At 29.7% G+C, this 22,050-nt stretch carries 24 protein-coding genes and 1 riboswitch; of the genes, 19 read left to right on the top strand and 5 right to left on the bottom strand.

Annotation, left to right across the window (positions count from 1 at the left end):
• Nucleotides 1-6 precede the first annotated feature (6 nt).
• From amrS to deoC, 7 genes are read left to right on the top strand one after another with little or no spacing between them, the layout of a single operon-like run.
• On the top strand, nt 7-999 hold the full coding sequence (gene amrS, locus BLS00_RS07110) for an AmmeMemoRadiSam system radical SAM enzyme (RefSeq protein ID WP_091404162.1): 993 nt from the start codon (nt 7-9) through the stop codon (nt 997-999).
• Complete coding sequence (locus tag BLS00_RS07105; RefSeq protein WP_091404160.1) at nt 972-2,015, top strand: FAD:protein FMN transferase; 1,044 nt, start codon at nt 972-974, stop codon at nt 2,013-2,015. Before amrS ends, BLS00_RS07105 begins: the two co-directional genes overlap by 28 nt.
• Nucleotides 2,016-2,018: 3 nt before the next feature.
• The gene (locus BLS00_RS07100) at nt 2,019-2,522 is read left to right on the top strand and encodes a Gx transporter family protein (protein WP_091404156.1); all 504 of its coding nucleotides are present in this window, start codon (nt 2,019-2,021) and stop codon (nt 2,520-2,522) included.
• The gene (locus tag BLS00_RS07095) at nt 2,519-3,076 is read left to right on the top strand and encodes a Maf family protein (RefSeq protein ID WP_091404155.1); all 558 of its coding nucleotides are present in this window, start codon (nt 2,519-2,521) and stop codon (nt 3,074-3,076) included. The genes BLS00_RS07100 and BLS00_RS07095 overlap by 4 nt, the downstream gene beginning before the upstream one ends.
• Nucleotides 3,077-3,094: 18 nt before the next feature.
• Nucleotides 3,095-3,766: a RadC family protein gene (gene radC / locus BLS00_RS07090; protein WP_091404153.1), complete on the top strand. Its 672-nt coding sequence runs from the start codon at nt 3,095-3,097 to the stop codon at nt 3,764-3,766.
• Nucleotides 3,759-4,976, top strand: a complete 1,218-nt coding sequence (locus tag BLS00_RS07085; RefSeq protein ID WP_091404149.1) for a tetratricopeptide repeat protein — start codon at nt 3,759-3,761, stop codon at nt 4,974-4,976. The genes radC and BLS00_RS07085 overlap by 8 nt, the downstream gene beginning before the upstream one ends.
• A gap of 13 nt (nt 4,977-4,989) precedes the next feature.
• Nucleotides 4,990-5,727, top strand: coding sequence for a deoxyribose-phosphate aldolase (gene deoC / locus BLS00_RS07080; protein ID WP_240724357.1), 738 nt, complete (start codon nt 4,990-4,992; stop codon nt 5,725-5,727).
• Nucleotides 5,728-5,801: 74 nt separating this feature from the next.
• On the opposite strand, the gene BLS00_RS07075 is transcribed toward deoC, so the two are convergent.
• From BLS00_RS07075 to BLS00_RS07065, 3 genes are all read right to left on the bottom strand, one after another.
• Entirely contained in the window at nt 5,802-5,999 is a 198-nt protein-coding gene (locus tag BLS00_RS07075; protein ID WP_091404144.1) for a cold-shock protein, read from the bottom strand.
• Between the two features lie 136 nt (nt 6,000-6,135).
• Nucleotides 6,136-6,831, bottom strand: coding sequence for a hypothetical protein (locus BLS00_RS07070; RefSeq protein WP_091404141.1), 696 nt, complete (start codon nt 6,829-6,831; stop codon nt 6,136-6,138).
• A 27-nt stretch (nt 6,832-6,858) separates the two neighbouring features.
• Complete coding sequence (locus tag BLS00_RS07065; protein WP_167849023.1) at nt 6,859-8,085, bottom strand: MerR family transcriptional regulator; 1,227 nt, start codon at nt 8,083-8,085, stop codon at nt 6,859-6,861.
• Between the two features lie 156 nt (nt 8,086-8,241).
• On the opposite strand from BLS00_RS07065, the gene BLS00_RS07060 reads away from it, so the two are divergent.
• The gene (locus tag BLS00_RS07060) at nt 8,242-8,733 is read left to right on the top strand and encodes an adenosine-specific kinase (protein WP_091404136.1); all 492 of its coding nucleotides are present in this window, start codon (nt 8,242-8,244) and stop codon (nt 8,731-8,733) included.
• A 4-nt stretch (nt 8,734-8,737) separates the two neighbouring features.
• Nucleotides 8,738-9,469: a Nif3-like dinuclear metal center hexameric protein gene (locus tag BLS00_RS07055; RefSeq protein ID WP_091404134.1), complete on the top strand. Its 732-nt coding sequence runs from the start codon at nt 8,738-8,740 to the stop codon at nt 9,467-9,469.
• A 63-nt stretch (nt 9,470-9,532) separates the two neighbouring features.
• On the opposite strand, the gene BLS00_RS07050 is transcribed toward BLS00_RS07055, so the two are convergent.
• Nucleotides 9,533-10,180 (bottom strand): class II aldolase/adducin family protein, encoded by a 648-nt coding sequence (locus BLS00_RS07050; RefSeq protein ID WP_091404133.1) that lies wholly within the window; start codon nt 10,178-10,180, stop codon nt 9,533-9,535.
• A 137-nt stretch (nt 10,181-10,317) separates the two neighbouring features.
• Between BLS00_RS07050 and BLS00_RS07045 the strand changes: the two genes are divergently transcribed.
• The 10 genes from BLS00_RS07045 to BLS00_RS07000 all read left to right on the top strand — a co-directional run bounded on the left by BLS00_RS07045 (nt 10,318) and on the right by BLS00_RS07000 (nt 21,300).
• A complete protein-coding gene (locus BLS00_RS07045; protein WP_176759864.1) occupies nt 10,318-12,258 on the top strand; it encodes a 5'-nucleotidase C-terminal domain-containing protein in 1,941 nt (646 codons plus the stop codon).
• Between the two features lie 67 nt (nt 12,259-12,325).
• A riboswitch (Lysine riboswitch) is annotated at nt 12,326-12,495 on the top strand.
• A gap of 70 nt (nt 12,496-12,565) precedes the next feature.
• Entirely contained in the window at nt 12,566-13,537 is a 972-nt protein-coding gene (locus tag BLS00_RS07040) for an aspartate-semialdehyde dehydrogenase (RefSeq protein WP_091404129.1), read from the top strand.
• Nucleotides 13,534-14,757: a diaminopimelate decarboxylase gene (gene lysA / locus BLS00_RS07035; RefSeq protein ID WP_091404127.1), complete on the top strand. Its 1,224-nt coding sequence runs from the start codon at nt 13,534-13,536 to the stop codon at nt 14,755-14,757. The genes BLS00_RS07040 and lysA overlap by 4 nt, the downstream gene beginning before the upstream one ends.
• 1 nt (nt 14,758) lies before the next feature.
• A complete protein-coding gene (gene dapA, locus BLS00_RS07030; protein WP_091404125.1) occupies nt 14,759-15,634 on the top strand; it encodes a 4-hydroxy-tetrahydrodipicolinate synthase in 876 nt (291 codons plus the stop codon).
• Nucleotides 15,631-16,281 (top strand): 4-hydroxy-tetrahydrodipicolinate reductase, encoded by a 651-nt coding sequence (locus tag BLS00_RS07025; RefSeq protein ID WP_091404122.1) that lies wholly within the window; start codon nt 15,631-15,633, stop codon nt 16,279-16,281. The genes dapA and BLS00_RS07025 overlap by 4 nt, the downstream gene beginning before the upstream one ends.
• Before the next feature lie 12 nt (nt 16,282-16,293).
• Nucleotides 16,294-16,992, top strand: a complete 699-nt coding sequence (gene dapD, locus BLS00_RS07020) for a 2,3,4,5-tetrahydropyridine-2,6-dicarboxylate N-acetyltransferase (protein WP_091404120.1) — start codon at nt 16,294-16,296, stop codon at nt 16,990-16,992.
• A gap of 11 nt (nt 16,993-17,003) precedes the next feature.
• Nucleotides 17,004-18,194, top strand: a complete 1,191-nt coding sequence (locus BLS00_RS07015) for an aspartate kinase (RefSeq protein ID WP_091404118.1) — start codon at nt 17,004-17,006, stop codon at nt 18,192-18,194.
• Nucleotides 18,191-19,309, top strand: coding sequence for an aspartate aminotransferase family protein (locus BLS00_RS07010; RefSeq protein ID WP_091404116.1), 1,119 nt, complete (start codon nt 18,191-18,193; stop codon nt 19,307-19,309). Before BLS00_RS07015 ends, BLS00_RS07010 begins: the two co-directional genes overlap by 4 nt.
• Nucleotides 19,306-20,421 carry an amidohydrolase gene (locus BLS00_RS07005; protein WP_091404112.1) on the top strand — a complete coding sequence of 372 codons (1,116 nt, stop codon included), beginning with the start codon at nt 19,306-19,308 and terminating at the stop codon, nt 20,419-20,421. Before BLS00_RS07010 ends, BLS00_RS07005 begins: the two co-directional genes overlap by 4 nt.
• A gap of 63 nt (nt 20,422-20,484) precedes the next feature.
• Complete coding sequence (locus BLS00_RS07000) at nt 20,485-21,300, top strand: hypothetical protein (RefSeq protein ID WP_091404109.1); 816 nt, start codon at nt 20,485-20,487, stop codon at nt 21,298-21,300.
• Nucleotides 21,301-21,347: 47 nt separating this feature from the next.
• Here BLS00_RS07000 and ispD read toward each other — a convergent pair whose 3' ends face one another.
• Nucleotides 21,348-22,028, bottom strand: a complete 681-nt coding sequence (gene ispD, locus BLS00_RS06995) for a 2-C-methyl-D-erythritol 4-phosphate cytidylyltransferase (RefSeq protein WP_091404107.1) — start codon at nt 22,026-22,028, stop codon at nt 21,348-21,350.
• Between the last annotated feature and the right edge of the window lie 22 nt (nt 22,029-22,050).

Below are 22,050 nucleotides of genomic sequence, written 5' to 3'. Positions count from 1 at the left end.
AATAAAATGATAGAAGCTAAATTTTATGAAAGTGAAGATGATATAGTAGTTTGCAATTTGTGTCCGCATCATTGTAGAATTCAAGATGGGAAAACAGGAATTTGCGATGTAAGAAAAAATCAGGACGGCAAATTAATTTCATTAAACTATTCAGAAATAACAGCTTTTGGATTGGATCCTATTGAAAAAAAGCCTCTTTTTCATTTTAAACCTGGTGAAGAAATTTTGTCTTTAGGTACCTGGGGCTGCAACTTGAGTTGTCCGTTCTGCCAAAATTTTGAGATTTCAAAAACCTCTCCTCAAGAAAAAAAGATAATTCAACCATTCGAGATCGTAGGCTTAATGAAAAAATATAAGGTTAATGGTGTTGCTTATACATATTCAGAGCCAGTTGTCTGGTATGAATATGTTTTAGAAACATCAAAATTAGTAAAACAAGAAAATGAAAAAAATTACAATGTTATGATTACTAATGGGTTTATAGAAAAAGAACCATTAAAAGAATTGTTGCCTTATATTGATGCTTTTAATATTGACTTAAAAACATTTGACGAAAAAATATATAAAAAGGAATTAAAAGGTGAACTAGAAAATATCAAAAATAACATTGAGTTTTTATATAAACAGGGAAAACATGTAGAAATAACCACTCTTATAGTTCCTGGTATCAGCAACGATCTAAAATTGTTAGAAAATGAATTCAAATTCATATCGAGTGTTTCTCAAAAAATACCATTGCATTTAAGCAGATATTTCCCAAGATATAAGTACGATCAAATGCCAACAGATATAGGCATTATGAAAGAATTTTATCATTTAGCAAAAAAATATCTTGACCATGTTTATTTGGGAAATGTTTGGAACAAGAATTATGAATCTACATATTGTTCAAAATGTGGAGAAACTTTAATAGAAAGAAGTGGATACAATATAAAGTTTAAAAATTTAGATAAAAATGGAGGTTGTATTAAGTGCGGGTTAAAGGAGATAGAAATCTAACAATATTCGTTTATATTGGTATACTAATAGTAGGTATAGGCTTAATAATATTTTTAGTTACATCAAAGCCGACTCCTACTTATTCTGATAGAATGTATGATGTCCTTGGAACTGTTGTAAATATTAGGGTAGCTGGAGATAAGGTAAGTTCTGAAACTCTTTTGGATATAGCTGGTAAAGAATTAGATAGAATTCACAATAAGTTTTCAACTAATGTAGAATCCAGCGTTGTGAATCAACTTAACAAAAATGGTAGTTTAAAATTAGATGAAGAAAGTTTGTTTTTGTTTCAATCCTCTCTAAATTTAGCTCAAATAACAGGAGGGGCTTTTGACCCTACAATCAGGCCAATAATAAAAATTTGGGGATTTGATGACACTAAGGCTCAAAAACAAGTTCCGACACAGAAACAAATAGAAAAAAATCTTGAAAAAGTTAGCTATAAGCTTGTAGAAATAAATGAAGAAAAAAGCACTATAAAGTTTTTAAAAGAAGGGATGGAAGTAGATCTTGGGGGTATAGCAAAAGGTTATGCAGTAGATAGGGTGATTAAAAGGATTAAACAAATAGATCCCTATGCGAGTGGTTTTGTTGAAGCGGGAGGAGATGTTGGGGTTATAGGTCCAAAGAACAATAACTTGTCATGGGTTATTGGCTTAAGAAACCCTTTTTCTTCGAATCCATATGATAGTGTTGAAAAAATATATCTAAAATCTGGTGCCGTTGTGACCTCTGGGAATTATGAAAGATATTTTGTTGAAGATGACGTGAGATATCATCATCTTATAGACCCAAAAACTGGTTATCCTGCAAGAGGATTGGCAAGTGTAACTGTCATATCTGAAAGTGCTATGATAGCTGATGCTTATTCTACTGCTCTATTCATTATGGGGTTCGATAACCCAGCGTTGGACTATTATGAGGAGGAATTTGGAGTACAATCTTACCTTATTTCAACAGATAATGATATAAGAATGAGTGATGGATTTGATTACTTTTTAAATAAAGGAAGATGATGTATGCAAAAATCTAAAAAAATATCTTATTTAGCTATACTTACAGGTCTTGCGTCAGCTATATATTATTTTGAGGCTTTTTTACCTCTTCCTGTACCAGTTCCAGGGGCAAAATGGGGTTTTTCAAATTTTCCTGTTTTGATGGCGACAGTGAATGGTTATGGATATTCCAACACAATATTTATTGCCTTTTTGAAAACTATGATTGGGTCCTTGCTTTCTGGGAAGATACTTTCTCCAACTTTTTTATTAGGATTTACTGGTAGTATAGTGAGTTCTTTTATTATGGTATTTGCTTATAAGAACATAAAAAAAATAGGCGTATTAGGTGTTTCGGAGTTAGGAGCTTTTTTCAGTAATGTATCTCAAGTTATAGTAGCTGCTATATTTGTGGTAAAATCATCTGGTATATTTTGGTATTTACCTTACATGGTTATTTTTGGAGCAATTAGTGCCTTTATAAATTCCTCTATAGTATCTGTTATTAAAAGGAGTTTAGATGGATGATTAAAGGTAAAAAGATTGTTTTAGGTTCGTCTTCGCCAAGAAGGCAAGAGCTATTGAAAATGATAGTTAAAGAGTTTAAAATTAAGAAAAAAGAAACCGACGAGTCATATACAAGCTCAACTCCCGAAAAAATAGTGAAAGAGATAGCAGAAAAAAAGCTAAATGAAATAGAAATAGATGACGATGAAATTTTAATAACAGCAGATACGATAGTATATTTTGATGGGGAAATATTACTCAAGCCAAAGTCAAAAGAAAATGCGATAGATACTTTAAAAAAGATGAAGAATAATTGGCATCAAGTTTATACTGGAGTATGTATTAAAAAATATGACACTATTTATGATTTCATTGTAAAAACAGATGTTCATTTTAGATCTTTTTCAGATGAAACAGTCCTTTATTACGTAGAAAATTATAATGTTTATGACAAAGCTGGAGCATATGGAATACAAGATTTTGGTGCAGTTTTAATAGATGAGATAAGAGGGGATTATTATAATATTATGGGGCTACCAATATCAGAACTTTACCAGAGGCTAAAAACTTTATAAACTAATGGGGGGATAAAATTGGGGGAAAATCTTCTTCCAAGAGAAAAATTGTTAATTTATGGTGAAGAATCTTTGGAAGACAAGGAATTATTGGCAATAATTCTAAGAAGAGGGATAAAAGAAAAAAATGTTTTCGAATTATCAGAAGAAATACTTGATAAGTATGGAGATTTTGTCAAACTACAGAAATTAGATTTAAACGATTTAGTGAAAATAAAAGGCATAGGAGAAGTCGCTGCTATAAACTTGAAGGCTGCTTTGGAAATGGGTAAAAGATACCATCTTCAGAAATTAAAAGTAACATATAAAAAAATTAAATCACCACAAGATGCATACGAGATTTCGCAGGATATGATCTACTATGAAAAAGAGTTTGTAAGAGTTTACTTGTTAGATTCAAAGCTCAATGTAATTCATTCAGAAAATATAAGTGAAGGAACTGCAAATAGCTCTATAGCACACCCAAGAGATATATTTAAAATTGCTATTAAACTAAATGCTGTATCAATTATATTGGTGCATAATCATCCTTCAGGTGACAGTTCTCCAAGTATTCAAGATATAGAGTTAACTGATAAGATTAAAGAAGCGGGCAAAATATTGGGTATAAAACTAAACGATCATATCATTATAGGAAATAACCAGTATTATAGCTTTAATCTTTCAAGAAAGGTGGAAAAAGATGCCTAATGAAAACGATAAATTAAAAAATATTTATAAATTAAGAAACCAATTTAAAAAAGATTTGAGTAAAAAAGGGATTAACTACGAATCAAACGAAGAAATGAAAAAAAAGAAAACAACGATATATAACTATGATTTAGAGAGTAATACATTAAATATTCCTATTATTAAGTTAAAAACATGGATGGATTTTGTTATTTATGATATTAACATATCAGATGAAAAACTCTCTCTCTATTTTGAAAACAGGCTTTCTTCAAAGTCACCAAGTGAGTATAACAATCAGTTTGGATTGATGCACCTTCTTAGAAATGATTTTGAAAAAGCTGAAAACTTTTTTTTATCAGGAAGAGATATAGAATCACTTTTCAATTTAGGGGTGTTAAAAGTTTTTAGAGGTGACCAAGATAAGCTTAAATTTGCCAAAAGTTTAGTTGAAAAAAAGAAAAATAGCTATTATCCTTACTTTTTGATGGGGTTAATTTTTTTGAAGGAAAATAAATTTGAATATGCCTATAAATTTATTAAAATAGCGGGAGAATTGTCTAATTATACTTTTGTTAATATGGCGATCAATTTGTATAATAAAAATTTTAAAGAAGTTGGATCTTTAATTTCAAAAGCATTTTTAGAGGGTAGAGCCAAAAAGACTGTATCTCTATTTATTTATTATAACTCTCAGTTTACAAAAGATGTTGACAAATCAACATCAGCTTTATCAGCAGTGAAAAAAGACGAATTTCCTTGCACAAAATGTATTCAAGCGTTTAATTCTAATAAAAGTGACTACTCTATAGAAAATTATTGTTTGTTTTCAAATAAAATATTTTCATACGTAGACCAAAATAAAATAAAAATTGGGGTAGCTGATAACTTTGAAAATAATTTTTTGAAATTTTACAACATGAAAAATTACAAAGGGGCAGATTCTATTTTTGATAAAATGGTTGAAATGTTTGGTAGTTTAGATATAGTGTTATTTAAAACTAAAGTCAATTTAGTTAAAAAAGGATTGAAAACAAATGGTTTTTTCAACGAAGATTCAGGTTATAGAATTAGGTTAAAAGGGCCTAATTACTCTGAAGAATTGAACAAGATTATAGATGGTTTTTCAAGAAAATACAGAAGTTATTTTGATTTTATAATAGATATTCCTTTTTATGAAAGTTTGAGGTTATTATATGGGTGGAAAACTTGTAAGAGAATATACAAATAAGGAGTGAAAAACATTGAATTTAAAAGATTTGAATGCGGCTATATCTAAAGAAGTAGAAAGAGTAGAAAATGAATATAAACATGAGTACAGAAATATAGAAGTAAAACCTGAAGATATTGCAAATATGATTGATCACACATTGCTACATGCATATGCAACTGAAAAAGACGTTATAAAACTTTGTGAAGAAGCAAAAGATAATAAATTTTTCTCAGTTTGTGTAAATCCAGGTATGGTCAAAATTTCAAAAGAAAACCTTGAAGGTTCAGAGGTTAAAATAGCAACGGTTATAGGGTTTCCTTTAGGAGCCACGTCTTCAAAATCAAAAGCTGAAGAATCAAAAATAGCCGTTTCTGATGGAGCAGATGAATTAGATATGGTTATCAATATAGGGTGGTTAAAAGCAAGACAGTATGACAAAGTATTAGAAGATATAAAAGCGGTAGTTAAAGCTTCTGGAGACAAATTGGTAAAAGTTATAATAGAAACCTGCTATTTAGATAAAACTGAAAAGATAGCTGCTTGTGTATTATCTAAAATGGCTGGAGCTGAATTTGTTAAAACATCAACAGGATTTGGAACCGCTGGAGCAACTGAAGAAGATGTTTCTTTGATGAAGTTTGTCGTTGGTGAAGATATGGAAGTTAAAGCTTCTGGCGGAATACGAGATTTTGAAAAAGCTTCAAAGATGGTCAAATCAGGGGCTACAAGAATTGGAGCAAGTTCTGGAATAAAAATAATTAAAGGCTAACATATAAAATATTAAGGGTTGCTGTAAAAACAGCAACCCTTATTTAAGCCTTAATAGGCGGATTATGGTTAGATTTATCTAACTGTTACGTTTGAAGCTTGTGGACCTTTTTCGCCTTCAACAATTTCAAAATCTACTTCTTGGTTTTCTTCTAATTTCTTATATCCATCCATATCTACTGCTGAGAAATGAACAAATACGTCTTTACCATCTTCTCCTGTGATGAAACCATAACCTTTTTTTGCGTCAAACCATTTAACTGTACCTTTCACGTGAATACCTCCATTTTTTACAACCGCGCTACCAAATGTAGCATGCAGTTAGTTACTTATTTATATTATAGCAAATAAAAAATCTAAAATCAAGTGATAAATGTTTAAATTTTATGCATATTATGTTTCATTTCTATCAATCAATTATAGCAATTGAAAACTCTGTTATTAGATAGGCTTTCAAAATTTTATACTTATCTATTTTTTCTAAATCCAAGTGATTTTCATAGAATTGTTCAATAGAATCATAATTTTTTGGTTTCAATTTTACAACCATATTAAATTCCCTGATATCTTTAATTTCAAAATCTTCTTCAAACCCAAAAGATTCAAGATATTTATTAGTAGTATTTCTCAAATAAGACATTATGTCTTCTCTGAATTCTAAAAAGTCTGGATAATTCTTTCTAATTAGGAGACCTATTTTCATAGCTACGTTTTTTTTGATAGATATCAATTCATATATATTGTTGTAGTTAAAATTAACTTTTTTACCAAAAAACTCACCTTTCAAATATCCCTCTTCTGATTTATCTTCTAATATATCCTCACCTACTGCCAAGGCAAACGGAAAGATCATAATAGTTTTCAAATAGTTATCATAATCAATAGACAGCTCTTTCTTTTCAAAGGATAATTTCTCATTAACTTTTTGTTTTACTTTATCTTCAGCTTTTTGAAATTTCATAGAAGCTTCTTTTAGCTTTGATATTATTTCTTCTAAATCGTCGGGATTGATATCTTTTAAAAAGTCTAAATTAAAATTCCTTAATTCAGGGTTGTTCTCTAAAATTTTCTTTATCATTTCGTTATAATCATCATTATCATACATAATTAATACTCCTTATTCAAAAGATTGTTAAAGTTTTCTACAAACAAAACCCCAATGATAAACAGTATCACCATCAACAATAAAAGGCTCAGATTCACCATATTTAGTTGCTTTCCCTAAAAAACTTACCTCCTGTTCATTGAATCCATTTTTAGAAAAAGATTTTTTTATAAAATCTGATTTGTATTTTTCTCTAGCTTTTTTATTTATAGTATTCAGTGTTTTTGAATTATCGTTGAAATGTATATAGGTACCGTACCATACACCGTTTTTCTTTAACAAGTGTTTGGTGTCTCTAATTGGATAAAAATCTTTATCCAAGGAATCATCAGCAGTACCGTAAACATCCAAGAGTATATCTGCCATATCGTTTTTTAGTGGTATATCTTTAAAATCACATGCAATAAAAATAATGTTTGCTTTTTTACCAATTGCTTGAAGGTACTTCTTGGTTGATTTTAGAAATTCCAAATTATTGTCTATAGCTATGTAAACTGATCTTTCATCTAAAGAATCTATAAGCTTTTTTAAAAAAAAGCCTGAGCCTGTACCTATTTCAAGAATTATTTTATCACTTAGATCAGTTTGGTTTAATCTCTTGTAAATCCAAGACATACCCTTATAAATCAAATTTGCAAAAGACATATTTGTTTTTTTAACAAAAATATTTCCTGGGTTATCTTTTTCAAGATTTTTAGGGGTAGAAGTTTCTGCGGTACCTGTAACCAAAATTCCATCTATTACTTCAGCTTTATATCCACATTCACAATTAAACTCTCCATTAAATAATTGGTTGTTTTCAATATTACCTTTGACCAAATTCAATTGTTTATTACAATTTGGACAAGAAAAATTTTGGATAAAAATGACAGGGATTCCAAACTCAACATTTTTTTCTTTATAATTGTTTTTAATTTCAACAATTTTATTTTCAATATTTTTAATTGATTTATCTATTTCCTTCTTCTCTTTTAACAACTCATTCTTTTTATTTTCAAAAAAAGACACATAATAATTCAATTCATCATCGTTTATAATTTTTGTGAATCTTCTAACTGAAAAAATACTTTGGATTTGTGAAATAGAAAACCTCATGTTTTTTAAACTGATAATTTCTTCCAGATCTTTCTGACATTTTTCATCGAAAGAAAATTGGTTGTTGACTTTTTCAGGTAGTAATAAACCCAATTCAACATAATACCTGACCGTGTCAATTGTCAAATTATTATTTTTTGCGAATTTTCCAATTTTCATATTCCACCCCCAAAGATTCATCAGCACTTAATAAATATTATATCATTTTAAAATTAAATAAAAAATAATAAGAATACTTAAATATTAACCTTTCTTGATTTTTATATTATTATTAATTAAAATAGTAGTAAGACAAAAATACTGGGAGGGATAAAAATGAACATAAATTTTGATGTAGTGAATTTAAAAATACCTGAAGACACAAATATCATAGTTGGACAGTCTCATTTTATAAAAACTGTGGAAGATGTATACGAAGTACTATCAACAGTTAACCCTAATTTAGAATTTGGGTTTGCATTTAATGAAGCATCTGGGCCTTGCTTAATAAGATACGAAGGAAATAACGATCATCTAATTGATACAGCAGTAGAAAATGCAAAAAAAATTGCTGCAGGCCATGTTTTTGTTTTGATTATAAAAAATGGATTTCCTATAAGTATAAAAAATCAGCTAATGAATGTGCAGGAAATTTTAAACATATTTGCAGCAACAGCTAATCCTTTACAAGTTGTAGTTGCAGAAACAGAACAAGGTAGAGGTGTTTTAGGAGTTATCGATGGATATGTTCCTAAAGGGATTGAAGAAGAAGAAGACAAAAAGAAAAGGTATGATTTCTTGAGAAATATAACAGGTTATAAGAGGTGATAAAGTGAACCTATTTGATTTGGAAAAACATATAAATGAAATACTTAAGGTTGAACAGTTTGATGATTATTGTAAAAATGGAATACAAGTTGAAGGTAGACATGAAGTAAAAAAAATAGCTATTGGGGTTTCTTATAACAACACTTTTTTTGAAAGTGTAAAGTCTTGGGGACCAGATGCCATATTGGTTCACCACGGTTTGTTTGGAAAAGGGGTTATAGATATAACTGGATACAAAAAGAAAAGAATAGAAAATCTTATTAAAAATGATATATCATTGTTGGGATACCATCTACCTCTTGATGCAAGCTTTGAATACGGAAATAATTCAGAATTTTTAAGAAAATTGGGAATAGAAATAGTTGAAGAATTTACATTTGGGTACAAAGGTAAATTAAAGGAGAAAGTTGAATTTCAAAATTTAATAAAACAAGTAAAAGAAATTATTAACAATCAAAAACTTATATATTATGAAAATAAAAAATATTCAAAAAATATTACAGTTGTATCTGGTAGCGGAGCTAATTTCATAGAAAAACTCGACCCCGAAGTTGACACATATATTACTGGCTCAGTGGAAGAGCATACAAGAGATATTGCAAAAGACATGGGAGTTAATTTCATAAATGCTGGTCATTATTCTACCGAAACTTTTGGTATAAAGAGATTGGGGAAATATTTGGAAGAAAAATTTGACTTAGAGGTAAAATATTTCGAATATTACAACGAAGTTTAAATAGACGAATTTATGTCTTATCCCAATTTAAATGCATAAAGCAAGGGGATTAAACCCCTTGCTTTACTTTTGTCTATAAGACTTAAAGTATTTGTCTCTCAACATTTTCAAATCTTCATCGTTAATATAATGTATACCTTTACCAAGTTTCAAAGCTTCAATGTAGATCATGATATTCTTTTCTACTATATGAGCTGCAGAAATGACTTCATTGAAAGAGTTTCCGACTGTAACCAGTCCGTGATTTCTCATAACAACTGCGTTATTATCTCCTATCTTATTAACAGTTTCAACTGCTAAATCCCTTGTTCCTGGTAATTTATAATCGGTAACTTTTATATAAGGCCCTAAAATCATTGCACTATCTTCTATTAAAGAAGGGATTTCATCCATAGTCACAGATGCAATTGAAGAATATTTTGGATGTGTGTGTAAAATGATGTCCACGTCCTTTCTTTTTTTATAAATTTCAGAATGCATCATCCATTCAGAAGACGGAACTCTATCGCCTTCCAGAATATTTCCTTCTAAATTAATTATAACCAAATCGTTTGGAGTCATCAACTCATAAGAATATCCAGATGGGGTTATGATAATTTTATCTTTAACTTTAATTGAAAAATTCCCCCAAGTTCCTTTTACTAAGTTATCATTTGCAATTTTTTTACAGGCGTTGGTTAATTCTAATCTTTCATCCAAAAAACTTTTCATTAAAAATTCCTCCCATATTAAATCATACTAAATAATTATGGTATAATTTTAATTACGATACAATTATAAATCAAATACAATTTAAGTCAAATTTATAAAATTATATGAATAAAATTAATGTCTTTTGGAGGCATATTATGAATAAAAAGAATGTTTTATGGATGATTTTTATAGTTATCATATTATTAATAACTGTATTTATTTTTACTTTAAATGGGAATCAAGAGAATTTAAATTTAGAAAATTCCCAAGAAAATGGAAATACAGCTGAGACTATTTTTGAAGATGATTATAACCCAGAAAATGAAGCAACAACAGACATTTCAACTCAATCAACAATTATTGACAAACTGAAATTTACTGAAAACAGTACTATTACAACTGATCTTGTTAATGAAGCAACAACAGACAGTTCAATGCAATCAAAGGTTGATAAACAAGAGCCAACAGAAAATAGTACTAAGATTACAGATGTATCTGATGAAAATGTTTTTCTAAACATGTATTTCACTTCAAATATAAAAGGAGACTTTACAACATATGACTATGAATACGATAAAAAAGATTACGATGGAAGCTTTTCTCAATTGGCGAAATTAATAGAAGAACAGGTTGAAGAAGAAGATATTCTTATAAATTTGGGTGATACTTTTTCAAAAAATAGCGACAAAGAAATGGTAAACGCTATTTTTGAATCTTTTGAAGATCTAAACTACGATTTGTGGATAACTTCTAAAAATGATTTTAATGTTATAAAAGGTTTTGATTTAAAATTAGATTTATTGTTAACCCCACATGCTACAAAATCTTTTAAAAACATTGTTTTTGGAAATGAAGTAGAAGAGATTATCTCTTCGGAAGATATTCAAATTTTAGTTGAAAGGTTTGAGGACAAAAATAGATTCATTATAAATAACAAGTATACTGATTCATCAAGAGAATTTATTATAAATAACTCTTCTGAAACACTTTTTAATATATATTACAACATAAAAAAAGATGAAGCAACAATTAACAAGATCCCTGTAAAAAATGACGATAGAGTTATACTACCATTACATAGAATAGAAGAAATTTTTATTCAATATCATGAAAATTCTTTAGAGAGCTTAACGAAAATTATAGGGGAAGTTGTTAATCAAGACTTTTTTTATGAAAAAGGGTTAGATCAAATAGATAGTTATTGGTTAAAACCAACAAAAATTACCGATTTTATCAATGAAGTTCAGCTATACTATGCAAATCAAATCTTTGAAAAAGAAATAAAAATATCTTCAACCCCTATATATACTGAAAATTTAGAAATAAATAACGAGATATCTAAAAGGTACATAAACAAATTCTACCCAAAGAAAAATACTTTATATATAGTTGAAATGACTGGTAAACAGCTAAAAGATTATTTAGAATGGTCTGTTGAATTTTACGACACCTATAAAAAAGAGCATTTAACAATAACTCGCTCAAGTAAAGATCATGAGCTTTACGATATTTTCAAAGGAATAAATTATAGAATAGATATTAGTAAAGAATATGGAAACAGAATTGTAGATTTGACAGATTATGGAAGCAACACTATATATGATCAAGAAAAATACTTATTGGTTACTAATTCAGAAAGAGCAGAAAACGAATTTAGTAAGAATGGAGAAATATTCACTGAAGAATTACCTAAGGTGGTTTTGAGCTCTAAAGATGTTGAAAAATACAAAAATTATTATATACCAGATTTTATAGAGGATTATATAATAAACGTTAAAAATGGTATATTAAAAGAGTTCCCAGATCAAAATTGGGAAATCATTGGAACAAACTGGAATAAGATTCACAGAATTAAAGCGGAAAAGATATTCAATGATGGCAGCTTAACTATAGACAACACAGTACCTTTAACTTACAATGATATAAAAGATATGGCAGAACAAATTACTCTGAAATATTCTGTAGAGTCTGGTGATTGGCTTTTAAAGATATCAAGAATATACGGGGTAGATTATAAGTCTATTGCTGAGAAAAACAACATAGAAAATCCTGATTTGATATTTCCAAACCAAGTGTTTGTAATTCCAGAAAATTGAATTTTAACAATAAGTTTATTTTTAGTTAATTTTAAAATGTTATTTTAAATATAAGTAAATAGTTAGTATTACGAACGGAGGCGCAACTGAAAAGAGTAACATATCTGAGCTTGAGGAAGCTATGAAGATATGTGAAAGGTAAAGTTGCCGAAGGAAAGAGAAACTCAAAACTCTTTTCTGGGAGTACAGATAATACCTGTACTACTGTCACGTTTTACGTGGAGAGCCGTCAAAATGATAATAAATATAATTTATTATAAACTCTCCTTTTTAATAGGGGAGTTTTTTATTTTTCGGAGGTGTAACTATGAAAGTAGCAGTAGTAGGTGCAACAGGAGAAGTTGGTAGAAAAATAGTAGATGAGTTATCAGATCTGAATTTAAAGGACTTAGATTTGTATGCAAGCAAAAAAAGTGAGGGAGAAATTCTTGAATACAATGATAGAGAATTAGTAGTTAAAGAACTGAAAGAAGAATCCATGAAAAAAGAATATGATTATGTTCTTTTTTCGGCTGGTGGAGACATATCAAGTCGCTTTGCTCCAATTGCTGCAGATAGCGGTAGCGTGGTTATAGATAATTCATCAGCATTTAGGATGGAAAAGGAAATCCCTCTGGTTGTACCAGAGATAAACAGTCATAAGTTAAAAGGTTATGGAGGGATTATAGCAAACCCAAACTGTTCGACAATTCAAATGCTTTTGGCTTTGAATAACGTTCAGAGAGAGTTAAAAATAGAGGAAATCAATGTTTCTACTTACCAAGCTGTATCTGGAGCTGGAAACAAAGGAATTCAAGAATTAATTTCTCAAGAAAAAGGACACAAAGTTTCAAAACATTTTGAAAAGGAAATTCATAGAAACGTAATTCCAAAAATTGGTGATTATGAAGAAAATGGATTCACAACAGAAGAAATGAAAATGGTTAATGAAACTATAAAAATATACGAAGACGATGAAATAATAGTCATTCCAACCGCAGTTAGAGTTCCGGTAGTTTATGGTCATTCAGAATCCATAACTTTTAAGACAAAAAAAAGTACAAATATTCAATTAGTTGAGGATTTAATAGCAAATTCAGAAAATGTTGTGTTTAATAATGAAATTATAACTCCACTGGAAATTGAAAACGATAAAATGACTTATGTATCACGGTTGAGACAGTTAAACGAAAGAACATTTTTAATTTGGGTCATGGCGAACAACGTTAGAGTTGGTGCAGCAACAAATGCTGTAAGAATAATGAAAAAACACATTGAAATAAATGGAGTAGATTTATGAAAGATGTAAGCATCCCAAAAGATGTTCTGTCTGAAATAGCAAATAAAAATGGAACACCTTTCAACATTTACGATGAAAGTACTATATTAAGTAAAATAGATAAGCTAAAAAATGCTTTTGTTTGGGCTGATTACAAGCAATTTTTTGCCATTAAAGCGAATCCTAACCCACACATACTAAAAATAATGAAAGAAAATAAATGTGGAGTCGACGCAGCATCTATTAATGAGATAAAATTAGCAATAGATTCAGGGTTTGAAGGTAAAGACATCATGTTCACTTCAAACCTTACAACATTGGAAGAATACGAATTTGCAATTAAAAACAACTGTATAATAAATATCGATTGGTATGAAGATATTTTTGAACTTTTTGAAAAAAAGATGACCCCAAAAAAAATAAGTTTTAGATTAAATCCAGGTGGCGTTAAAAACAAGATAATAGGAGATTCTACAGAATCAAAATTTGGATCAACAAAAGAGCAAATTAAAAAGGCAGTAAATTTTCTTTATAAAAAAGGTTTTGAAAAAATCGGGTTACACACAATGGTAGTTTCAAATGAAAAAAATCCCAAGATGTTTTCAAACTATACAGAATCAATATTCGAGTTTGCAAAAGATATTCAAGATGAATGTGGAATAATAATTGACTTTGTAAATATAGGTGGTGGAATTGGAATTCCTTACAAGCCAGAAGAAAAAATAGACTTGGAAGAAATTTCCTTAAGCATAAAAGAAAACTACGAAAAATTTTTTAAACATACTGATAAAAAACCAAAAATATTTACAGAATCCGGAAGATATGTAACAGGTGATTCAGGATACTTAGTAACAAAGGTGATAAAGAAAAAGAAAACTTTTAAAAATTTTTTGGGGGTTGACGCTACAATGGCAGATCTCATGAGGCCTGGGATGTATGGTAGTTATCACCATATAACCAATCTATCCTTTGAAACTAATGAAGAAGAGAAATACGATGTTGTCGGGTCACTTTGTGAAAACAACGATAAATTTGCTGTAAGTAGGGTTCTTCCATTTACTTCAGAAGGAAATTTACTGGCAATACACGATACAGGTGCACATGGACATTCCATGGGGTTTAACTATAATGGGAAACTCAGGCACGCGGAATATCTATATACCAAAGATAAAAAGATAAAAAAAATAAGAAGAGACGAAACTTACGAGGATTATACAAAAACAATTATAGGAGGTCTTTAATATGTTTAGAGGTGTTGGAACAGCTTTAATAACCCCTTTTAAAGACAATGGGGAAATAGATTACAAAAAATACGAAGCTTTGCTTGAATTTCAAATACAGAATGAAATAGATGCTTTGATAGTTTTAGGAACTACTGGAGAATCTCCAACAATTTCAATTGAAGAGAGAAGAGAATTAACTAAGATAGCTGTCAAAATGTCCAATGGTCAAGTACCAGTTATAGTTGGGACAGGTTCAAATGACACCGAAAAAGTACTTAAGCTCAACAAAATAGCTGAGGAAGATGGAGCAGATGGTTTGTTAATTGTAACCCCTTATTACAACAAAACAAATCAAGCAGGACTTGTAAAAAATTATAACTATATAGCAGAAAATACAAGTCTACCAATAATACTCTACAATGTCCCTTCAAGAACAGGGGTTAACATATTGCCTGAAACTGCAAAAGAACTATCCAAAATAGAAAATATAGTGGCAATTAAAGAAGCAAGTGGTGATATGAGCCAGGTTTTGAAGACAATAAATCTTTGTTCTTCCAAAATGAAGGTTTTATCTGGTAACGATGATCAAGCTTTTCCTCTAATTCTTTCAGGAGGAGACGGAGTTATATCAGTATTTTCAAATTTGGCTCCAAAAGCTATGAAACAGATAACAACTAATATATTTGAAAGCGATTATCAAAAAGCAAGAGAAATTTTTTATAAATATTTGAATTTGATGAATTTGATGTTTATAGATGTAAACCCCATTCCAATAAAATTTGCGATGTCAAAAATTGGATTGTCAAACAACAATCTAAGAAAACCTTTATTTAAATTATCAAAAGAAAAAGAAGAGTTAATATTACAAGAAATGAGAAAGTTGGGAATGATATGAAATACGGTCTAATAGGTTATTCTGGGAAAATGGGAAAAGCTATAAAGGAACTGTTTGATAAAAATGGGCATAAATTAGTTTATTGGAAAGATTCTGAAAAGGAAGAAGAAATAGAAAAACCTGAAATAATAATAGATTTTTCGATTAAAAGTGCTTTTTTAGAAACGCTAAGAATTATAGAAGAGAAAGAAGTCCCTCTAATAATTGGGACAACGGGATTAGATGAAAATGATTTTGAAAAACTAAGGGAAATATCAAAAAAAGTACCTGTCATACAGAGCTTTAACTTTTCAATAGGTATAAACATTATGACAGAACTTTTGAAAAAGATGAACGACTTTATTGACGATTCTTATGATATTGAGATTACCGAAACTCATCATAGGTTCAAAAAAGACAAACCATCTGGAACAGCTATTTTGTTAAAAAACATTATAGATAAAGAGGTTGAAGAAATCCATTCTAAAAGACTTGGTTCGGAATTTGGTGAACATGAAATTGAATTTGCAACCACTGGGGAAATAATAAAACTAACACACAGAGCATATTCAAGAGAAGCTTTTACAAAAGGTGTGTTATTAAGTGCCAAAAGAATAAATAATTTAGAAAATGGACTATATACATTCAAAGAAATTTTAATGAGATAAAGGAGAATAATTATGAACTCAAAAGAAATAATAGATTTTATATCAAACTCAGAGAAGAAAACGCCAATAAAACTCTATATAAGAGGAAAAAATTTGGATAAAATATTATCTACATACGAATACTATGGAGATGAAATTTCGGGAGTTGTTTTTTGCGAGTATAAAGATTTGGCAGAAATAAAGGAATCTTTAAAAGATGATTTAGATAGCTATAGAGTTGAAATGGATAGATTGAATTCTGCTATTCCATTGGCCGATTATTCTAAATTTAACGCAAGAATAGAACCTGGAGTACACATAAGAGATATGGTTGAAATTGGTGATGGCTGTGTGATAATGATGGGAGCTGTTTTGAATATTGGTGCTCAAATTGGTAAAAACACTATGATCGATATGAACGTTGTTTTGGGAGGTAGGGCCACTGTAGGGGAAAATTGCCATATAGGAGCCGGAACTGTTTTGGCAGGAGTTATAGAACCTCCCAGCGCTGATCCAGTAGTGGTTGAAGATGATGTTTTGATTGGTGCCAATGCAGTAGTTTTAGAAGGTGTGAAAATAGGTAAAGGTTCTGTTGTGGCAGCGGGATCTGTTGTTGTAAACGATGTTCCAAAAAATACCTTGGTTGCAGGAGTCCCTGCAAAAGAAATAAAAAAAATAGACATGAAAACAAAGGCAAAAACTCAAATGATTTTAAGTTTGAGGCAGTTATAGGGAGTGTTAATTTGAATATATTAGTTCAAAAATATGGTGGAAGCTCACTTTCATCTGCTGATAAAATTAAAGCTATAGCAAAAAAAATATCAAAAAGGTTCGAAGAATACGAAAAAATGATAATTGTTGTTTCTGCCATGGGAAAAACAACTGATGAGTTAACAAATTTAGCTAAAGAAATTTCAGATTCTAAAAACCCCAGAGAAATGGACATGTTGTTAACTACTGGAGAGCAAATAACAGCATCATTAATGTCCATAGCATTATCTGACTTAGGTTTAAAAGCAAAATCTATAAACGCTCATCATGCTGGGATTACCACAAATGAATCATATACAAAGGCTATAATACAAGATTTTGATAAAAATAAAATAGAAAAGCATTTAAAGGATAACGATATTCTTGTTTTGACAGGTTTTCAGGGGGTTACAGATGATGGAGATTACACCACTTTGGGCAGAGGCGGTTCAGATACTTCAGCAGTAGCTGTAGCCTCTATATTTAACACAGATTGTGAGATATACTCTGATTTCCCAGGTATATACACAGTTGATCCAAAAGAATACCCTAAAGCAAAAAAGATATCTGTTATTTCATATGATGAAATGTTGGAAATGTCAAAATTAGGAGCTAAAGTGTTGCATTCAAGAGCAGTTGAATTGGCAAAAAAATACAAAACTAAGATATATTGTGGAGCATCATTTAGCGATGAAAAAGGAAGTGTAATAATGGATGTAGGTTTTGAAGCTCCTGTGGTAACAGGATTGAGCCTTGACGATAACCAAATACAAGTAAATGTTTTGAATTTACCAAATAACTATAAATTTGTAAACGATATTTTCGAATCGGCATCAAAATACAATATAAACATAGATATGATAAGTATCATATACCATGAAAAAAGTATTGATATGTCGTTTTCTGTAGTAGATGAAAGCATAGAAGAAGTAAAAAATTATTTAGATAAATACACATCAGAACATGATAGAATAACAGTGGAATATAAAGATAAACTCACTAAATTATCTATAGTTGGATTGGGAATGAAAAAAGAAAAAGGAGTGGCATATAGGTTCTTTAGTAGACTGAATTCCATTCCAATAAAGTTGGTTACTACTTCGGAAATAAAAATTTCTTGCTTGATAGAAGAAAAATATAAAGAAAAAGCAGTAAAAGAATTAACTGAGGAATTTGAATTATGAGATATTTAGAAATGTACACTCCATATAAAATAAATGTAAAAAGTGCTGAAGGAATATATATATATGATATTAATGGAAATAAATATATAGACACATTCTCCGGAATAGGTGTAATGGCGCTTGGACACACAAACAAAAAAGTTAATGAGGCTATAATAAAAAAACTAAAAAAACATTCTCATTTGTCTAATTTTTTCCTCGATGAAAACACAGAGGAGGTTGCTGAACTTCTCACTGATAAAGATGAAAAGGTGTTTTTTACAAATTCGGGTACAGAGTCAATGGAATTTGCGCTAAAAACTGTTAAAAAGATAATTGGTGATTCAAAAATTCTTTATTTTTCAAACTCTTTTCATGGAAGAACACTGGGGGCATTGTCTGTGAATGGATTTGAAAATTTAACTAAGCCATTTAAACCTTTATTGCCAAACACAATAAAATGTGAGTTCAACAATTTAGAAGAATTGAAAAATATATTTTCTAAAATTAAAGATATAAAGGCTATTGTTTTTGAAGTGATCCAAGGTTCAGGAGGAATAAAACTAATAGATAGAGATTTTATTGATTTAATACGTGAATATTCATTAAAAAATAATTCTATTTTAATTGCAGATGAAATACAATCCGGACTGTACAGAACAGGATACAAGTATGCTTTCGAGGAATTTGATGTAGAACCAGATATAATTACCCTTGCTAAAGCACTTGGTGGGGGGATACCCCTTGGTGCAGTTGTTATGAAAGATAAGATAGCAAAACATCTTGAAAAAGGAGATCACGGTTCTACTTTTGCCCCGAATCCTTTGGCCATCGCAGCTTCAAAAATTGTTTTAGAAGAACTTCAAAAAATAAATGGAGAAATAAATGAAAAAGGGACTTATTTAATTAAAAAATTAGAAACAATTAAATCTGATAAAATTAAAGAAATAAGGGGCAAAGGTTTAATGGTAGGGATAGAGTTAAAAGAGAGTGATGAAGGCTTAATTGAAAAAGGAATAAAAAATGGTCTATTAATAAATGTTTTGCAGAATAAAGTAATTAGACTTCTTCCAGCTTTGAATATAACTTATTCTGAGATAGACAAAATTGTAGAAAGATTGAGGTGTATATTATGATATTATCTCCAAAAGAATTTAGGGAAGAATTGCATAAAATTCCAGAAGTCGCTTTTAACGAATATAAAACAACACAATTTATAGTAGATAACATAAGAAAGGCAAAAGAAAAATACAACTCCAACTTAGAACTATTTCGTCTTCTTGAAACTGGTTTGATATGCGTGTATACACAAAATTTAGGAGAAGAATACACTCTTTTTAGAGCAGATATAGACGCTCTTCCAATAAAAGAAAAAACAGGTGTAGATTTCTCTTCTAAAAACAACAACATGCATGCATGTGGACATGATGTGCATTCATCTATTCTTTATGGAACTATTTTAGAAGTTATGAAGAATGACATTAAAAAGAATCTAATATTTGTTTTTCAGCCTGCTGAAGAGCATGGTGGTGGTGCAGAAAAAATATTAAAAACAGGTTTTCTTGATAAATATAAAATAAAAAACGCTTTTGCGTTGCATGTTACTGATGAATACGACCTTGGTACTATTTCATCCACAAAAGGAACATTGTTTGCTTCTGCCATGGAATTTGATGTTGATTTCAAGGGAGTTGCAGCTCATTGTGCCAGACCAGATAAAGGCAAAAACGCTTTAGACGCAGCAAGAATGTTTTTAGACCAAATAGAAAAAATGCCAAAAAATCCAGAAATTCCTTTGGTTGTTGGTGTTGGTAAAATGCAAGCAGGTAATGTTAGAAACATAATTGCTCCTACGGCTAAAATTGAAGGAACTTTAAGAAGTACAGATTCAAAATCTTGTGAAAAGTATAGAGAAAATATGAAAAATATTCTAAATGGGATAGAAAATATAACAGGTGTTGAAACAACATTTGATATGGGCTCATTTTATAAAGAAGTCATTGTTGATGCGGAATTATATGACAAGGTAGAAGAAATTTTGAAAGACGAATATAAAATAACTGATGTAGGATTCAAATTTACAGGAGAAGATTTTGGATTTTTTACCCAAAAATATCCTTCTTTTATGTTTTGGCTTGGAACAAACGAAGGGCAACAATTTGGTTTACACAATCCACAATTCTTACCTTCTTCAAAAGTGATAAATATTGGCATAGATATATTTCAAAAGATAATAAAAAACATTTGACTGATAAAATTATAAATAAAAAGTAAATATTATGATATAATGTGTTAAAAAAGGGGGTATTTTATGAAAAAAACATTTTTAGTAATTTTTATAGTACTTCTATTAACAATGGTCAGTTTTTCAGCAACGATAATACTCGAAGATGGGATGTATTTTATTGGGGAGATAGAAGAAGAAAATGAGGAAAACATAGTTGCAATTATTGACGGGTTTCGTTATCAAATAGATAGAGACGATATTTTTCAAATATCAGAAAAAGATTTAACTGTAGAAGAAATAAATGCTCTTTTGAATCCCTCTGAACCAGAAGAAAAATCTGAAGTTGTTCAACAAAAGCCAAAAGTAGAACCACAACTCATTCCTCAAGAACTTATAGATGATTTAAAAAGAAGAGGGCTCGAAAGAAGAACTACAGCTATAGCGGTAGATCCATTAGCCTTGTTACTAAACAAGCATGTTAAAATTGATTTGTTGACCTTTTCAAATAGTATGGATAACGGCGGTTGGATGCACGAATTTGAAGTATACGATGATGAATTCAGCTCTACTCATGTAAAACACGCTTTTTATAGAATTGGGGTATTTTATAGTTTTGAAAACATATTCGAAGGGATAATGATAAAAGCTCTTGTTGGTATGGGTAGGGACAACTTAATTGCTTTAGACGTTGAAGAAACCACAAATAATGTTGACCCGGATTCTCAACATGTCATATTTTCTTTAAAACCAGGAATATCATACTATTATTTGATAAACAACAGATTTATAGTAAACGGTGGTTTAGAATATCATTTTAACTGGGTTGCTGAACCAACAGCTCAATTACCAGAAACAATAACAGGTTTAAAATTAGACGTCAATATAGGAGTTGCTTTTTAATACAAAACCCGCATTTATGCGGGTTTTAATTTATATATCGCCTCTTTTTAAATTCTCTTGTCTACTATTACCTCACCAATAGCAAAGTCTTCTGGAGTAGTTAATTTTACATTCATTTTGTCACCTTTAACAGTATAAACGGAATTATATTTATTCAAATATATTGAAGCATCATCAGTGAAATTGTGTAAATTTCCATCTAATTCATCATAAGCCGAAAAAATTTTTTCAAAATTAAAGGCTTGTGGCGTTTGGTGAATCTTGATTTTATTCCTATCGATCATTTTTTTAATTATCCCTTTTTCCACAAAAGATAAAGTTTCAGTAGCATCTATAACAGGAATGGCAGAATCATTTTCTTTAACTCCTCGATATACATTATTCAAAAGTTTTTCACTGATAAAAGGTCTTGCTGAATCGTGAATGAAAACAAATTTTACATTATTATAATTTTCTTTAATGTATTTTAAACCGTTGAATACACTTTCTTGTCTAGTTTTTCCGCCTGTTACTAATTTTATATTTCCCATATTTCTTATCTCTTCTTCTGTTTTTTTGTAAAATTCGTCATTGGTGACTATGATAACTTCATCTATATTTTTGTTGTAAAAAAGTTTTTCTACAGATATTTTTAATATAGATTTATGTTTTATCCTATAAAATTGTTTAGGGTATTTTAAACCCGAACGATCTCCTCTCCCAGCTGACATAATTAATCCGATATTCAACGTTAATACCTCCTTTTTAAAA

The organism is Geotoga petraea, from assembly GCF_900102615.1.
GTDB lineage: Bacteria > Thermotogota > Thermotogae > Petrotogales > Petrotogaceae > Geotoga > Geotoga petraea.
This window is presented reverse-complemented; position numbering and strand designations above follow the sequence as displayed.

Bases quoted from the DNA above. Each gene is read 5' to 3' on its own strand.
- dapA (WP_091404125.1), top strand. From the start codon at position 14,759: ATGTTTAGAGGTGTTGGAACAGCTTTAATAACCCCTTTTAAAGACAAT.
- BLS00_RS07050 (WP_091404133.1), bottom strand. From the start codon at position 10,180: ATGAAAAGTTTTTTGGATGAAAGATTAGAATTAACCAACGCCTGTAAA.
- BLS00_RS07010 (WP_091404116.1), top strand. From the start codon at position 18,191: ATGAGATATTTAGAAATGTACACTCCATATAAAATAAATGTAAAAAGT.
- BLS00_RS07045 (WP_176759864.1), top strand. From the start codon at position 10,318: ATGAATAAAAAGAATGTTTTATGGATGATTTTTATAGTTATCATATTA.
- BLS00_RS07000 (WP_091404109.1), top strand. From the start codon at position 20,485: ATGAAAAAAACATTTTTAGTAATTTTTATAGTACTTCTATTAACAATG.
- BLS00_RS07065 (WP_167849023.1), bottom strand. From the start codon at position 8,085: ATGAAAATTGGAAAATTCGCAAAAAATAATAATTTGACAATTGACACG.
- BLS00_RS07025 (WP_091404122.1), top strand. From the start codon at position 15,631: ATGAAATACGGTCTAATAGGTTATTCTGGGAAAATGGGAAAAGCTATA.
- BLS00_RS07085 (WP_091404149.1), top strand. From the start codon at position 3,759: ATGCCTAATGAAAACGATAAATTAAAAAATATTTATAAATTAAGAAAC.
- amrS (WP_091404162.1), top strand. From the start codon at position 7: ATGATAGAAGCTAAATTTTATGAAAGTGAAGATGATATAGTAGTTTGC.
- BLS00_RS07095 (WP_091404155.1), top strand. From the start codon at position 2,519: ATGATTAAAGGTAAAAAGATTGTTTTAGGTTCGTCTTCGCCAAGAAGG.
- BLS00_RS07005 (WP_091404112.1), top strand. From the start codon at position 19,306: ATGATATTATCTCCAAAAGAATTTAGGGAAGAATTGCATAAAATTCCA.
- BLS00_RS07100 (WP_091404156.1), top strand. From the start codon at position 2,019: ATGCAAAAATCTAAAAAAATATCTTATTTAGCTATACTTACAGGTCTT.
- lysA (WP_091404127.1), top strand. From the start codon at position 13,534: ATGAAAGATGTAAGCATCCCAAAAGATGTTCTGTCTGAAATAGCAAAT.
- dapD (WP_091404120.1), top strand. From the start codon at position 16,294: ATGAACTCAAAAGAAATAATAGATTTTATATCAAACTCAGAGAAGAAA.
- BLS00_RS07070 (WP_091404141.1), bottom strand. From the start codon at position 6,831: ATGTATGATAATGATGATTATAACGAAATGATAAAGAAAATTTTAGAG.
- BLS00_RS07040 (WP_091404129.1), top strand. From the start codon at position 12,566: ATGAAAGTAGCAGTAGTAGGTGCAACAGGAGAAGTTGGTAGAAAAATA.
- BLS00_RS07060 (WP_091404136.1), top strand. From the start codon at position 8,242: ATGAACATAAATTTTGATGTAGTGAATTTAAAAATACCTGAAGACACA.